Source organism: Ruegeria sp. BG8 (assembly GCF_056538325.1).
Genome location: NZ_JBQFSZ010000015.1, coordinates 1 through 14,893, shown reverse-complemented (window position 1 = coordinate 14,893; position 14,893 = coordinate 1). Strand labels below are relative to the sequence as shown.

Sequence of the window (14,893 nt, the reverse complement as noted above, 5' to 3'; positions counted from 1 at the left end):
AAATATCAAGGGTGTCACACACGAGTCGCCGCTTGAATCATCGGCGCAGATCATTTGGGAGGAACCAACAAATGAAAGCGAACTTGAAATACACCGTGGCGGCAGCCGCCTTGATTGGTGCATCGGGGGCCGCACAGGCCGAAGATCTGACGCTTTGCTGGGCGTCTTGGGACCCTGCAAATGCACTGATCGAATTGAGCAAGGACTTTGAGGAAAAGTCAGGTCACAACATGAATTTCGAATTCGTGCCGTGGCCCAATTTTGCGGACCGGATGCTGAACGAGCTGAACTCGGGCGGTAAGCTGTGCGACTTGATGATTGGCGACAGTCAGTGGATCGGCGGCGGTGCCGAGAACGGGCACTACGTCAAGCTGAACGACTTTTTCGACGCTGAAGGCATCACAATGGATGACTTCATCCCGGCCACTGTGACGGGTTACGCGGAATGGCCAAAGAACACGCCGAATTACTGGGCGCTGCCCGCATTTGGTGACGTTGTGGGTTGGACCTATCGCAAAGACTGGTTCGAACGCCCCGAACTGCAGGCTGAATTCAAAGAAAAATATGGTCGCGATCTGGATGTTCCGGCGTCATTGGATGAACTGAAGGATATCGCCCAGTTCTTCCAAGGACGTGATATCGACGGCACCACAGTTTACGGGGCTGCGATCTATACCGAGCGTGGGTCCGAGGGCATCACAATGGGCGTGACGAACGCGCTCTACAATTACGGGTTCGAATACGGTAACCCTGACAGCCCCTATGAGCTGGACGGTTTCGTGAACTCGGATGAAGCCGTTGCGGGGCTGGAATTCTACAAAGAGCTGTATGACACAGCGACGCCTCCGGGGTCTTCCAACTGGTACATGGGCGAGAATATCGATGCCTATAAATCCGGTCAGGTCGCGTTGCAGATGAACTTTGCCTTCATCTGGCCCGGGGTCGAGGCCGACCCGAATGTGGGTGGCGGCAAGTCCGGCTACTTCCCGAACCCCGCAGGTCCGAACGGCCAGTTTGCGCAACTGGGTGGTCAGGGTATTTCGGTCGTATCCTACTCGGATAAGCAAGACGCGGCCCTTGAGTACATCAAGTGGTTTGCGCAGCCTGAAATTCAGGCCCGCTGGTGGGAGCTGGGCGGCTACTCGGCCCTCAAGGCAGTGGTCGAAGATCCCGAATTCGCGACCAGCCAGCCTTACGCGCAGACATTCCTGGACTCGATGGCAATCGTAAAGGATTTCTGGGCAGAACCGGCCTATGCCGAATTGCTGCTGGCGATGCAGCAGCGCGTTCATGACTATGTCATCGCGGGCAACGGAACGGCCAAGGATGCTTTGGATGGTTTGGTCGACGATTGGACCGAGACCTTCGAAGACGAAGGCAAAATCTAAGCTCAAAACTCCCTGCCGGGCCTCTGCTTGGGCCCGGCTCTCCCTCTCCCGGTTGGTATGGCATCAACCGGGAGCAATCTGCCAACTTCGGTGGCCGTTTACCTGCCCGCCGATGAAGGACCAAAACCATGATACATACACCGATGGATAAGATCGCCAAAGCGACGCCCGAGCCGATGGCCCGGAAAGTGCGCGGGTTGTCTGATCGGGCCATCGCCTGGATTTTTGTAGCGCCGTCCATTTTCCTGCTGTTGGCCGTCAACATCTTTCCTCTGATCTGGACCATCCGGCTGAGCTTTACCAACTACAGGGTGAACCGGCCCAACCGTGAAATCGACTTTGTCGGCTTGCGCAATTACGAGCGTATCCTGACCGACAGCGATACGTGGATGACGATGCAGGCCACGGCCCATTTCCTGATCTGGACAATTGTCCTGCAGGTTCTGATCGGCTTTGCGCTGGCTTATCTGCTGAACATGAAGTTCAAGGGCAACGACATGTGGACCACGATCATCGTGTTCCCGATGATGCTTAGCCCCGCGGTTGTCGGAAACTTCTGGACGTTCCTGTACCAGCCGCAAATCGGTCTGTTCAACTATGTGGTGACGTTCTTCACTGGCGGCGATCCGGCCAGCTTTTCGATGATCGGGGATGTCAATCTGGCCCCTTGGGCGATTGTGATCGCTGATACGTGGATGTGGACGCCCTTTGTGATGCTGATCTGTCTGGCGGGTCTGCGTTCGATCCCGGACTCGATCTATGAAGCCGCAGAATGCGACCGCGCAAGCAAATGGCGGCAGTTCTGGACCATCACCATTCCCATGGCGCTGCCCTTCCTTATGCTGGCCGTTCTTTTCCGGGGCATCGAAAACTTCAAGATGTTCGACCTGGTGGTGCAATTGACCGGCGGCGGGCCGGGCAACACGACCACGCTGACGTCGATCGACCTGAAGCGTGAAGCGTTCGAGAAATGGCGCACCGGCTATTCCTCGGCTTATGCGGTCATCCTGTTCGTCACCGTCTTTGGACTGGCTTCGATCTACGTCAAAGCCCTGAACAAGGTAAAAGAAAGATGAGCTTTTCTGTTACAGAACCGTCCAACCGGACGAAGTGGGTCGCGGGAAGTGCCGTCGTACTTTACGCCATCATCACGATCCTACCTCTGGTGTGGATTATTGCCACCGGGTTCAAATCGCCCGCAGATTCCATCGCTTACCCGCCGAAGGTCGTGTTCGAGCCGACGCTGGAAGGCTACGTCAACCTGTTCACCCAGCGGACGCGTATGAACGAAGACGATCTGGCCGCGCTGCCGCCGCCTGAGACTTGGTACGATGAAATGGTGCGTGAGCAGGGGCAGGTGATCACCGGCGCGTCGCGCTATGGTGAGCGGTTTCTGAATTCGGTCATCATCGGGTTTGGATCGACCTTCCTTTGTATGGTGCTGGGCACCGCTGCGGCATATGCGTTCAGCCGGTTCCGCGTGCCACTCAAGGACGATCTGTTGTTTTTCATCCTGTCGACCCGGATGATGCCGCCTATTGCCGTGGCGATCCCGATCTTTCTGATGTTCCGGCAATTGGGGCTGAACGACACGCATCTGGGCATGATCCTGCTCTATACTGCGGTGAACCTGTCATTGTCGGTCTGGTTGCTGAAAGGGTTCATCGACGAAATCCCGGTCGAGTATGAAGAGGCCGCGCTGATCGACGGATACACCCGCTTTCAGGCCTTCTACAAAGTGGTACTGCCGCAGGCCGCAACTGGCATCGCCTCGACCGCGATCTTCTGCCTGATCTTTGCGTGGAACGAATACGCTTTTGCTGTCCTGCTGACCTCGGGCACCGCGCAAACCGCGCCGCCCTTTATCCCGACCATCATCGGGGTTGGCGGCAAGGACTGGCCCGCCGTGGCCGCCGGGGCGACGATCTTCCTGGTGCCGGTCATGGTCTTCACCATCCTTCTGCGCAAGCACCTGTTGCGTGGCATTACATTCGGAGCGGTACGCAAATGAGTAGCTTTATCAATGGCCTGCTGCGGCTGCGCCGTGGCCCTTGGGAAATGGTGGCCTCGATCCTTATCGCATTGGGTGTGATCATGCTGATGCAGCCTTTCGTGCTGGCCCTGTTCTCCTATTCCTTCATTGTCACGCTGATTGGCACGGTGATGTTCATCATCGTCAGCCACTTCCCGGAGTAAACACATGGCACAGATCAGAATTGAAAACGTGCGCAAGGATTTCGGGACTTTCACCGCAGTGCAGTCGTCGAGTTTCACAATCGAAGATGGTGAGTTCTTCATGCTGCTTGGCCCCTCAGGCTGCGGCAAGACCACCACGTTGCGCATGATGGCCGGGCTTGAACTGCCGACCAGCGGCGAGATTTACATCGACGGCGAGGAGGTGGGCATGAAGCCCGCCAGCCAGCGTGATATCGCCTTTGTGTTCCAGATGTTCGCGCTCTACCCACATATGAACGTCGGCAAGAACATCAGCTATCCATTGCTGAGCCAGGGAATGCCCAAGGCACAAGTGAAAAAGAAGGTGGATGAGGTCGCCCAGATTCTGGGAATTACCGACATCCTGAAGAAACCAGTTGGCGGCCTGTCTGGAGGAGACCGCCAGCGTGTGGCCTTGGGGCGTGCCATTGTGCGCGATCCCAAGGCGTTTTTCATGGACGAGCCACTGGGCGCACTGGACGCAGAATTCCGCGAGCATATGTCCGAGGAATTGCGCGCACTGCATGATCGGATGGGAGCCACCACGGTTTACGTGACCCATGATCAATTAGAGGCGATGCAGATGGGCGACAAGATCGTGGTCATGAACCACGGCGTAGTCGAACAGTTTGGTGTGCCGCAGGATATTTACGATTGGCCCGCGACGATGTTCGTGGCCAGCTTCATCGGCTCGCCCGCGATGAATTTCCTGAATTTCCACGGCATTGTCGGCAGTGGCACAACCTCGGTCAGTCTGGCTGATAGCGAGATCCGCATTCCCGAACAGCATGGCGGTGCGCGCGGAGATTTGGCTTTGGGCGTGCGCCCTGAACATGTGCATCTGGATGACGGCTCCAGCTATCGCGGTGAGGTGATGGCGACCGAATACCTAGGCACAACCCAAATCGTGACGCTGAATACGCCCAACGGTGAAATCAAGGCTCGGGTCCCGTCCAGTGACCGGGTAGAGGTCGGTGAAAAGACGGGTTTACGTTTTGATGAACGCACGATCACCGTGTTCGATACCGAAAAGGGCAGGGCAGTGTTGTCCGCCGGAAACGAAGGAGTTCTGAGCCATGGCTGAGGTCGAGCTTAGAAATGTGACGAAAACCTATGGCGACACGGTCGCGTTGGACGGCGTTTCGATGACGATCCCGGACGGTGCGTTTGTGGTGTTACTTGGGCCGACCGGCGCGGGCAAAACCACCACGCTGCGTATGGTGTCGGGGCTGGACAACCCCGACGAAGGTGATGTGTTGATGGATGGCCAGTCGCTGAACGGGTTGACACCGGCACAACGCAACGTGGCGATGGTGTTCCAGCAATACTCGCTGTACCCACATCTGACGGTCTATGAAAATCTGGCCTTTCCGCTGCGCTCGCCGCTGCTGAAAACGCCCGAGGATGAGATCAAGATCAAGGTGCATCGTGTCGCTGAGACGTTGCAGATCGGGCATAAGCTGGAAAACAAAGCCACGGCGCTTTCTGGTGGTGAGATGCAGCGTGTTTCGATTGGCCGCGCATTGGTGCGCAACCCCGAAGTCTACCTGATGGACGAACCTCTCAGCTCATTGGACGCAAAGCTGCGTGCAGACCTGCGGGTCGAGCTTAAAAGCATTCAGGCGGACAGCGGCGCAACGCTTTTGTATGTCACGCATGACCAGATCGAAGCGATGACCATGGCCACGCATGTCGGCGTCCTGGACCACGGCAAACTGGTTCAATTCGGCACCCCGCGCGAGATTTACGAAGACCCGGTCAGTATCTACGCGGCCAGCCGCCTCGGTCAGCCACGGATCAACATTCTGCCAGCCGATATCTTTGGTCACGCCCCGACAGGGGCCAAATCCATCGGGCTGCGGCCAGAACAGATTGGTCAGGGCGATGGTCAGGACAGTTTGGTGACCCGCGTCGAACATCTGGGCGATCAGACGCGTTTGCATCTGTCTTTCAAAGATCATGACCTGATCACGGTTACCGATGCCCATACCCCGCTGAAATCAGGCGATATCGTCAAGATCGCCCCGAATAACCCGTTTTTCTTTGACGCCTCTGGCGCTCGGATCCAGTGAAAGAGATCGACATGACCCATTTCATAAACAAAAAAGAAGACATCGTTGCCGAGGCAGTAGATGGAGAAATAGCAACATCTGGTGGTCGGCTGGCGCGGTTGGACGGCTATCCGCATATTCGCGTTGTCGTGCGAACCGATTGGGACAAGTCCAAAGTCGCTCTGGTTTCTGGTGGTGGTTCCGGGCACGAGCCCGCGCATGCGGGGTTCGTGGGCGAAGGCATGCTGACGGCTGCGGTTTGTGGGGACGTCTTTGCCTCACCTTCGGTTGATGCGGTTCTTGCGGGCATTCTGGCTGTGACAGGACCGGCAGGGTGCCTTTTGATCGTCAAGAACTACACCGGTGACCGGCTGAATTTTGGTTTAGCGGCCGAGCGTGCACGCGCATTCGGGCTGAACGTTAACATCGTGATCGTTGACGACGATGTCGCCCTGCCTGATCTGCCGCAGGCACGCGGCGTCGCGGGAACCCTGTTTGTGCATAAAGTCGCCGGGGCACTGGCGGAAAACGGGGCTGATCTGGCCTCTGTGACGGCTGCCGCGGAAAGAGTCATTGCGGGTACGTGTTCGATTGGCATGTCGTTGGACACCTGCACGATCCCCGGTGCCCCGAAAGAGGATCGGATCCCCCGGGGCAAGGCCGAACTTGGTTTGGGTATCCATGGTGAGGCTGGCATAGAACAGGTTGACTACTCAGACGCGAAAACGGCGATCGGGATGATGGTCGACAAGCTAAGTTCAAAGATGGAACCCGGTCAGCGTTATGTCGCGTTGTTGAACAACCTTGGCGGTGCATCCGTTCTCGAGATGTCCATTCTGGCGCATGAATTGACCAACTCGTCTATTGCATCGCAGATCAGTCACATCGTGGGGCCAGCCGCAATGATGACATCTCTTGAAATGCGCGGTTTCTCGATTTCACTTTTCCCGGCTTCGGCCGAGGACCTGATGGCTCTGCAAGCCAAAACGCCTCTGAGCGCGTGGCCGGGTGTAAACGCGGTGGTTGAGGTGCCCGTGCTGGATCTGCCAGACGGGCTGAAGCCGATCAAGCCGCTCGCGTCGGACCACCCCGAAACGCGTTCATTCCTGACGCGATGCTGCGAGATCCTGATCGCTGCCGAAGCGGATCTGAATGCATTGGATGCCAAGTCTGGCGATGGCGATACAGGATCGACGCTGGCCGGTGCGGCCCGCGCGTTGATTGCGGCGATGGACAGGTTGCCATTGGCGGATCACACACAGCTCTACCGCGCAATCGGGCAAGAGCTTAGCCAGACAATGGGTGGTTCATCCGGCGTATTGCTGGCGATCTTCTTTGCGGCGGCGGGTGATGCGGCCTCCAGCGGTCAGACGATGCGGGACTCTTTGCACGTTGGTCTAAATCGCATGCAGGAAATCGGGGGTGCGCAACCGGGTGACCGGACGATGATTGACGCGCTGAAACCTGCATTGGACAAGTTGGAGAATGGCCTTCCTGATGCGGCTGTGGCTGCCCGGGCGGGCGCCGACAAAACCGCAACGATGCTACGCGCGCGCGCTGGGCGGGCATCCTACATCAACGCCGACCAGCTGCGCGGGCATGTCGATCCGGGCGCAGAAGCGGTCGCGCGGCTGTTTGAGCGGTTGGCCAGTTAACACTGCGCCGGGGTTGCTTTGGCGGCCCCGGCGTTGTCCTCAGGACGCAGCGATCACTATGGAAGTATCAAGCTCGGCCGAACGCTGGGCCATGTCAGGCGGGAGCGGAGCGTCTGTGAACAACGTATCTGCGTCGCCAAGATTACCAATCCGACCCGGAGCAGAGCGCAGCAGTTTCGAGCTGTCGGCCACAACAAATGTGGACTTGGTTTGGCGTATGATGGATTTGGTCGCGCGGACTTCCTGGAAGTCGAAATCCAACAGATCAAAGTCCGCATCAATACCAGCGCAGCTAATAATAGCATGATCAAACTTGAATAGATCAACCACTTGCGTCGTGAGATTGCCCAGCAACCCGCCATCCGTTCGACGTAGTGATCCACCTGCGACTACAATCTCGATATTAGGGTTTGAGGCCAGAATATTTGCCGTGTTCAGGCTGTTGGTCACCACAAGCAGGTCTTTGTGGGTCAGCATCTCACGCGCTACGGCCTCGGTCGTTGTGCCGATATTGATAAAGACGGTCGACCCATTGGGAATGTGGCGCGCGCATTCCCGACCAATGCGCGCTTTGCCTTCGGTGTTGCGGTTGCGGCGCTGCACATAGTCCAGATTGCCAATACCAGAAGACAAGACTGCACCGCCGTGAACGCGTTCCAGCTGGCCTGCTTCGGACAATTGCGCCAAATCTCGGCGAATTGTCTGTTCGGCAACCTCAAAACGGCTGGCAAGATCTTCGACACGGATTGTGCCTTCGTCTTGCGCGATACGTAGGATTTCGGATTTTCGGTTTCGGCTGAGCATGAATTTGGCCTCGGTTTCAGCGAAAATGCGCGAATAAGCAGGTAATCGCAAGTGAATTTCCAAAAATAGAACATAAATACTCACATTTCGCGCACAGATGACCGTTTTTAGTGAGCGACTATGTTGACTTTTTGCGCGATACTTGTTTGTTAGCGGTAACGGGCGTGCCCGCGAAAGAAGCGAAAGCCGGAGGTCTCATGACCAGAACCAGAAGTGTAAAAGTTGTCGCAACGCTCGGACCGGCCTCGAATTCATACGAAACCATTCGCGCGTTGAAGACTGAAGGGGCGGATGTTTTTCGCCTGAACATGAGCCACGGCCAGCACGAGGATATCGCCATGCTTCACGCAACGATCCGTAAGGTCGAGGCGGATATGGGATCTCCAATTTGTATTCTGGCGGATTTGCAGGGCCCCAAACTGCGCTGTGGCGTATTCAGTCAAGGCAGTGAAGCGCTCGTCGACGGGCAAACGTTTCGATTTGACCTGAATGATGCGCCGGGCGACGCGACACGCGTTCAGCTACCGCACCCTGAAATTTTTGCGGCTTTGGCGCCGGGGGCCACCTTGTTGGTCAATGACGGTCTGATCCGCCTGTCAGTGGAAGACTGCGGCGAAAATTACGCAGATTGTCGTGTTGTGGTCGGAGGGCAAATCTCGAACCGCAAGGGTGTAAATGTGCCGGACGTGGTTTTGCCGCTGGCGGCACTGTCCGAAAAAGATCGCGCGGACCTTGAGTTCGTGTGCGAGCTTGGTGTCGAGTGGTTGGCTTTATCCTTTGTGCAGCGTGCTGCCGATGTCGATGAGGCCCGCGAACTAGCCAAGGGTCGTGCGAAAATACTCAGCAAGATCGAAAAGCCGGCGGCGGTGGATAGTTTCAACGAAATCCTGACGGCATCAGACGCAATAATGGTTGCGCGCGGCGATCTGGGTGTTGAACTGCCTGTGCAGAAGGTGCCGTCGATCCAAAAGCAACTCGTGCGTGCTTGTCGCGATGCAGGCAAACCGGTCATCGTCGCAACGCAGATGCTGGAGAGCATGACCAGCAGCCCGGTGCCAACACGGGCCGAAGTGTCAGATGTGGCCTCTGCAATTTATGACGGTGCGGATGCGGTGATGCTGTCTGCCGAGTCTGCTGCCGGCCAGTTTCCCATTGCTGCGGTTCAAATGATGAACGCGGTTGCTGAAGAAACAGAGCAGGACCCGGGCTATCGAGAGACGATAGAGGCAACCAGAACCCCATGCAGAAACACAGTGTCCGAGGCGATCACATCGGCGGCGCGTGAAATTGCTGAAACGACCGAGTTGAAAACGATCTGCTGTTACACGCGGTCGGGGTCGACGGCTGCTTTGGCCGCGCGCGAACGCCCGCGGGTTCCAATACTGGCGCTGACGCCTGACCAGTCTGTCGCGCGGTCGCTGGGGTTGGTGTGGGGATTGTCCTGCGCGCCGGTTGACCCGGCGGTGCGCTTCAAAGGTGCTGTGCGCGCTGCGGTCAACGCCGCGCGCGAGGCGGGGCTGGCCGATGGAGATGACCGCATTGCCGTAACAGCCGGTCTGCCTTTTTACACCGCGGGAACAACCAACATTCTGCGCGTTGTCGCAATGTCCGAAACACTGGATACGCCCACCGAAGCGGCGTTCTGATCCTCATAAAGTCAAGAATTCAGGAGAAATGAAATGGCGGTAAAAGTCGCAATTAACGGGTTTGGACGTATTGGTCGCAGTGTATTGCGGTCATTGGTTGAATCGGGTCGGAACGATGTGGACGTCGTCGCGATCAATGATTTGGGGCCGGTGGAAACAAACGCGCATTTGCTGAAGTATGACAGCGTCCACGGCCGCCTGAACTCTGAGGTCGAAGTGGATGGCAACACGCTATTGGTCGGCGGACGAGAAATCCGTGTCAGCGCCGAGCGGGACCCGGCGAAACTGGCGTGGCAGGGCGTAGATGTTGCCTTGGAATGCACGGGTTTGTTCACCAAACGCGAGAGCGCAATTCAGCATCTGGGAAATGGGTCAAAGAAAGTGCTGGTATCGGCACCTGCAACAGATGCGGATAAGACAATCGTCTTTGGCGTCAACCACGAGACCCTGACGGGTAAAGAGCTTGTTGTTTCGAATGCCAGCTGCACGACAAACTGCCTGTCTCCGGTTGCCAAGGTGCTCGACGATGCCTTCGGAATTGAAACGGGGTATATGACGACAGTGCACTCCTATACCGGTGATCAACCGACGCTGGATACAATGCACAAAGACCTTTACCGTGCACGGGCGGCTGCAATGTCGATGATCCCTACATCCACAGGTGCCGCGCGCGCAGTGGGCGAAGTTCTGCCCCAACTCAAGGGTAAGCTGGACGGGTCTGCAATTCGCGTGCCGACCCCCAATGTTTCGGCCGTGGATTTCTGTTTCATGCCAAAACGCGACGTCACAGTTGATGAGATCAATGATGCGATCCGGGCCGCGGCCTCGGGCAGTATGCGTGGCGTTCTGGCAGTAACGGATGAACCGCTGGTGTCCGCAGACTTCAACCATGATCCGCATTCGTCGATCTTTGCGACAGAGCAAACGCGCCTGACCGACGGTGGTATGGTTCGTATTCTCAGCTGGTACGACAACGAATGGGGCTTTTCCAACCGGATGTTGGACACGGCCTGTGCCATGGCAAATCTGGGTTGAGGGTCAAATCAATGAGCACGATCATCGACATACATGCGCGGGAGATACTTGATAGTCGGGGCAATCCGACGGTTGAGGTTGACGTAGTACTGGAGGACGGCACGATGGGCCGTGCTGCGGTGCCTTCAGGTGCGTCAACGGGCGCGTATGAGGCGGTTGAAAAGCGCGACGGTGACACCGCGCGTTACATGGGCAAAGGCGTGCTCGAGGCCGTTGCCGCCGTGAACGGTGAGATCGCCGAGGAGCTGGTGGGCTTTGACGCTACCGAACAGGTGGCCATCGACCAGGCGATGATCGAACTGGACGGGACCGAGAACAAGGGCCGTCTGGGCGCAAACGCCATTCTGGGTGTCTCGCTGGCCACCGCCAAGGCGGCCGCGGATTTCACCACGCAGCCTCTGTACCGCTATGTGGGCGGAACTTCGGCCCGCGTTCTGCCGGTGCCGATGATGAACATCATCAATGGTGGTGAGCATGCCGACAATCCGATCGACATTCAGGAATTCATGATCATGCCGGTCTCGGCCAGCAACATCCGCGAGGCGGTGCGCATGGGGTCCGAGGTGTTCCACACCTTGAAGAAAGAGCTGTCGGCGGCGGGGCTGGCCACTGGTGTCGGTGACGAGGGCGGCTTTGCGCCCAACATCGCCAGCACCCGTGAGGCGCTGGATTTCATCCTCAAGTCTATCGAGAAGGCGGGCTACAAACCGGGCGAGGAAATCCACCTCGCGCTGGATTGCGCCGCAACCGAATACTACAAGGACGGCAAATATGTGCTGGCCGGTGAGGGCACGACGCTCACCTCTGAGGAAAACGCGGCCTATCTGGCGGCGCTGGTGAACGACTATCCGATCATTTCCATCGAAGACGGTATGTCCGAGGATGACTGGGATGGTTGGAAAGCGCTGACCGACACCATCGGCGACAAGGTGCAGCTGGTGGGCGACGACCTGTTCGTGACCAACCCCGCGCGTCTGGCAGAAGGGATCGAGCGCGGCTGCGCGAACTCGATGCTGGTCAAAGTGAACCAGATCGGCTCGCTGACTGAAACGCTGCGCGCCGTCGATATGGCCCACCGTGCACGGTATACCAATGTGATGTCGCACCGCTCGGGCGAAACCGAGGACGCCACGATTGCCGATCTGGCGGTGGCGACGAACTGCGGTCAGATCAAAACCGGCTCATTGGCGCGGTCGGATCGGTTGGCCAAGTACAACCAGCTGATCCGCATCGAAGAAACCCTGGGCGAAATCGCCGAATACGCAGGCGCGTCGATCCTAAAGCGATAACAGCACCAGCAGATTTAGCCAAAGCCCGGTTTTCTCAAAGAAAGCCGGGTGTTTTCTTGTAAAGCTGCGCGAAGACGTCGTCTTGCAATGGGCAAAGCCCTTTGCCGCCAAGTCTTATCCCAAAACTGGGAAAACTGGCGTAACCGGATCAAGATGGTAATCCAGCGTTTTCCCATCCTTGACGCCACGCTTGCGCGCAGGCGGGAACGGTGAATATGGGTATTTGGGTCTGGGCGGAGGCAATTGTGATGTCGGGGCGTAAAGTCTGCAAATCGGCCACTGCAGCGCGCGCCGCATCGGCATCAGGCAAATGCCCAAGCGAAGCAATCAGCATCAGGTGGCTCATGACAAAGCTTGAACGTACCGCAAGCGCCTCGCGACAGGCATTCGCGGCCTGATCATAATGTCCCAAGTGAAACAGTGCGCTTGCTTTGGCAAGGTATCCGGCATAGCGCAACGGGTCATGAGGGCTAAGCTCAATAGACTGCGTGGCGTGTTCAAACGCTTCGTCTGGACGGTTCAGAAGAAACAAATTGATCGACGCCAACATGTGCACCGTTGCGGCATTTGGGTTTTCACTCAGCGCCTGTTTGAATGCCGCCCGGGCGCGGGGCAAGTCGCGCGCCAGCATTGAAATAGAGTGCGCCGCATACGCCATCGCAACCCCATCCGCACGATCACTCAGCAGTACTTTTTCCGCAGCGGCCACCGCATCTTTGGGACCTTGGCCGACCGGCTCCAGACCCTGGACCATACGTTGAATGTGCAACCACGCCAGCAACCCGGCTGCGGAGGCGTAGGTCGGATCACGTTCCAGCGCGAGCGTCGTCAGCCGAATAGCTTCGCGGTTGTCGGCATCAGTCAGCAGGTGAAAATGCGACTGCGCTCTGAGGTACAGCTCATAGGCTTCCAAATTCTCGGTGGGTTTTGCGCGTGCCCGGTTGGTCTCGGCGTGCCGCAGCGAAGGTTCGATGGCGGTCACGACTTCAAGCGTGACTTTGTCCTGCAGATCAAAAATGTCGTCCAGCACTCCATCGAAACGATCGGCCCATAGATGGCTGCCGTTTTCCGCGTCGATTAGCTGCCCTGTGATGCGCACACGCTGGCCGGCCCGCCTGACTGATCCTTCCAGTACATAGCGCACACCAAGTGCACGGCCAACTTCGCGTATATCTGTGCTTTTGCCTTTGAACGTGAAAGACGAGTTCCGAGCAACCACCATGAGCCAGCGAAATCGGGAAAGTTCAGTGATGATGTCCTCGGTCATACCGTCGGCAAAGAACTCTTGCTCGGGATCACCAGACATATTGTCGAAGGGCAGCACGGCAATGCCGGGCCGAACATCCAACGGAGCGGAAAGGTTGGCTGATGTTCCTTTGGGCCAACACCATACACCAATACGACGAGTAATATTCTTAAGCTCGGTCTGTTCGCCGCCGTCGAACAAGGCAGCGTCTCCACGGTCAAGACTATTGTGTGAGGTGTCGGACAGCAGGATTTGATCGGGTTCGGCCAAAGCTTCAAGTCGAGCGGCAATGTTGATCCCATCGCCGAAAATATCATCCCCGTCGGTGACAACTTCTCCGGTATGGATGCCAATCCGGAGTTTGATTTTCGTCGATTTCTGTGCCGACTGTATCGCAATCGCGCAATCAGCCGCGTCCGATGTCGATTGAAACTCGACAATCCATCCATCGCCCATGCTCTTGATCAATGTGCCGTTATGCGCGTCCAGCAGGGGCCGCAGAGTTTCTTCGCGAAATGATCTGAGACCGGCGACGGTGTCTTCGCGATCTTGGTCCATCAAGGCCGAGTAGCCGACAATATCTGCCGCCAGCACCGTAGTTAACCGTCTTTCCATTCACGCCCCCATTTTTCAAAGCTTAACGCGGGTGGGAGCAACTGTCAGCCCGTCAGCAAGGTTTGGATCATGTGAGAGTTGATCAGGCTTAATGACCGACCGGTTTTATCGACGTTGGTAAATGGTTGAAGGCCATCCTGGTCGTATGCTTGATAGTTCCATTTACTTTGCGAATGGGGATTCCCGAAGGTGTTGGGGTTTACATCTGACTGATTAGCCGCCGCAGCTTTTTTACAAAGTCTGGGCAGTTTAAGAAGCTTCAGGATCATTTCTACCCGTCAGCGATAAGGCAGCTGATAACTTCAGTTTTTTGCAAAACCACTTTACTCTACATCCCAAGGTGAAGGGTTTTTTGAGAGATTGGACCGCAAATCAGCCTTTCAATTTTCAGATTGATAGTGGCCAATTTGACACTGGGTTCCAACAACGAATATTACGTTTCCACATGGCTGTTGCATTGCTGATCAGCCCCACTTGTGTGGTCCAATTTGATTGTCAGTGCATGAGACCGGCCGTTGGTCTATTTGAACGATGGTTTGCGGGGCTGGCGCTTTATATCCAAGAGCACTGTGCGGTCGTTTTGTGTTGTAGTGTCTCCTCCATTCTTCGATCAAAATTTGCGTTTCTCTTGGATTGTAGAAGACTTCTCTATTCAGGAACTCATCTTTGAACCTCGCATTGAAACTTTCACAATAACCGTTCTCCCATGGGCTGCCTGGCTCGATGTATGCGGTCTTTGCTCCAACTGCCTCGGTCCCATTGACCTGCCCCCGAAACTTCGCTCGTTGTGATGTAGAGTTTGCTCAATCTTTTGAAGGAGCAAACGAATGCGAAAGAGCCGTTTCACGGAAGCCCAGATCATTGGGATGATCAAAGAACAGGAAGCCGGGATGCCGACTGCGGAGGTGTGCCGCAAGCACGGTCTCAGCTAGGGCACGTTCTACAAATAC

Annotated in this window: 13 protein-coding genes and 2 pseudogenes; 11 read left to right on the top strand and 4 right to left on the bottom strand. The window is 56.6% G+C overall.

All coding sequences use genetic code 11. The annotated features are described in order from the left end of the window. Positions 1-71: 71 nt before the first annotated feature. The 7 genes from ACR0DG_RS20210 (at position 72) to ACR0DG_RS20180 (ending at position 7,308) form a co-directional block, all read left to right on the top strand. The gene (locus ACR0DG_RS20210) at positions 72-1,388 is read left to right on the top strand and encodes an ABC transporter substrate-binding protein (RefSeq protein ID WP_480700160.1); all 1,317 of its coding nucleotides are present in this window, start codon (positions 72-74) and stop codon (positions 1,386-1,388) included. Positions 1,389-1,516: 128 nt separating this feature from the next. Continuing rightward, the gene (locus ACR0DG_RS20205; protein ID WP_480700159.1) at positions 1,517-2,464 is read left to right on the top strand and encodes a carbohydrate ABC transporter permease; all 948 of its coding nucleotides are present in this window, start codon (positions 1,517-1,519) and stop codon (positions 2,462-2,464) included. Next, positions 2,461-3,399, top strand: coding sequence for a carbohydrate ABC transporter permease (locus ACR0DG_RS20200; protein ID WP_480700158.1), 939 nt, complete (start codon positions 2,461-2,463; stop codon positions 3,397-3,399). Before ACR0DG_RS20205 ends, ACR0DG_RS20200 begins: the two co-directional genes overlap by 4 nt. Continuing rightward, positions 3,396-3,584, top strand: coding sequence for a hypothetical protein (locus tag ACR0DG_RS20195; protein ID WP_480649893.1), 189 nt, complete (start codon positions 3,396-3,398; stop codon positions 3,582-3,584). Before ACR0DG_RS20200 ends, ACR0DG_RS20195 begins: the two co-directional genes overlap by 4 nt. A 4-nt stretch (positions 3,585-3,588) precedes the next feature. Further along, positions 3,589-4,686, top strand: coding sequence for an ABC transporter ATP-binding protein (locus ACR0DG_RS20190; protein WP_480700157.1), 1,098 nt, complete (start codon positions 3,589-3,591; stop codon positions 4,684-4,686). Beyond that, positions 4,679-5,674 (top strand): ABC transporter ATP-binding protein, encoded by a 996-nt coding sequence (locus tag ACR0DG_RS20185; RefSeq protein ID WP_480700156.1) that lies wholly within the window; start codon positions 4,679-4,681, stop codon positions 5,672-5,674. The genes ACR0DG_RS20190 and ACR0DG_RS20185 overlap by 8 nt, the downstream gene beginning before the upstream one ends. 11 nt (positions 5,675-5,685) lie before the next feature. Continuing rightward, entirely contained in the window at positions 5,686-7,308 is a 1,623-nt protein-coding gene (locus ACR0DG_RS20180) for a dihydroxyacetone kinase subunit DhaK (protein ID WP_480700155.1), read from the top strand. Positions 7,309-7,347: 39 nt separating this feature from the next. Here the strand turns inward: ACR0DG_RS20180 and ACR0DG_RS20175 are convergent, their stop codons facing one another. Beyond that, positions 7,348-8,163 carry a DeoR/GlpR family DNA-binding transcription regulator gene (locus tag ACR0DG_RS20175; RefSeq protein ID WP_480700154.1) on the bottom strand — a complete coding sequence of 272 codons (816 nt, stop codon included), beginning with the start codon at positions 8,161-8,163 and terminating at the stop codon, positions 7,348-7,350. A 146-nt stretch (positions 8,164-8,309) separates the two neighbouring features. On the opposite strand from ACR0DG_RS20175, the gene pyk reads away from it, so the two are divergent. Genes pyk through eno form a run of 3 tightly spaced genes read left to right on the top strand, consistent with a single transcriptional unit; the run spans position 8,310 to position 12,082 of the window. Beyond that, positions 8,310-9,758 carry a pyruvate kinase gene (pyk, locus tag ACR0DG_RS20170; protein WP_480700153.1) on the top strand — a complete coding sequence of 483 codons (1,449 nt, stop codon included), beginning with the start codon at positions 8,310-8,312 and terminating at the stop codon, positions 9,756-9,758. Positions 9,759-9,791: 33 nt separating this feature from the next. Further along, on the top strand, positions 9,792-10,793 hold the full coding sequence (gene gap, locus ACR0DG_RS20165) for a type I glyceraldehyde-3-phosphate dehydrogenase (RefSeq protein WP_480700152.1): 1,002 nt from the start codon (positions 9,792-9,794) through the stop codon (positions 10,791-10,793). A gap of 11 nt (positions 10,794-10,804) precedes the next feature. Further along, the gene (eno, locus tag ACR0DG_RS20160; RefSeq protein ID WP_480707303.1) at positions 10,805-12,082 is read left to right on the top strand and encodes a phosphopyruvate hydratase; all 1,278 of its coding nucleotides are present in this window, start codon (positions 10,805-10,807) and stop codon (positions 12,080-12,082) included. A 148-nt stretch (positions 12,083-12,230) separates the two neighbouring features. Here eno and ACR0DG_RS20155 read toward each other — a convergent pair whose 3' ends face one another. The 3 genes and pseudogenes from ACR0DG_RS20155 to ACR0DG_RS20145 form a co-directional block, all read right to left on the bottom strand. Beyond that, on the bottom strand, positions 12,231-13,943 hold the full coding sequence (locus ACR0DG_RS20155; RefSeq protein WP_480700150.1) for an adenylate/guanylate cyclase domain-containing protein: 1,713 nt from the start codon (positions 13,941-13,943) through the stop codon (positions 12,231-12,233). Positions 13,944-13,987: 44 nt separating this feature from the next. After that, the gene (locus tag ACR0DG_RS20150; protein WP_480700149.1) at positions 13,988-14,212 is read right to left on the bottom strand and encodes a hypothetical protein; all 225 of its coding nucleotides are present in this window, start codon (positions 14,210-14,212) and stop codon (positions 13,988-13,990) included. A gap of 195 nt (positions 14,213-14,407) precedes the next feature. Next, positions 14,408-14,692: pseudogene (locus tag ACR0DG_RS20145) on the bottom strand (integrase core domain-containing protein); the annotation flags it as partial. Positions 14,693-14,770: 78 nt separating this feature from the next. On the opposite strand from ACR0DG_RS20145, the pseudogene ACR0DG_RS20140 reads away from it, so the two are divergent. Next, positions 14,771-14,872, top strand: a pseudogene (locus tag ACR0DG_RS20140) (transposase); the annotation flags it as partial. Between the last annotated feature and the right edge of the window lie 21 nt (positions 14,873-14,893).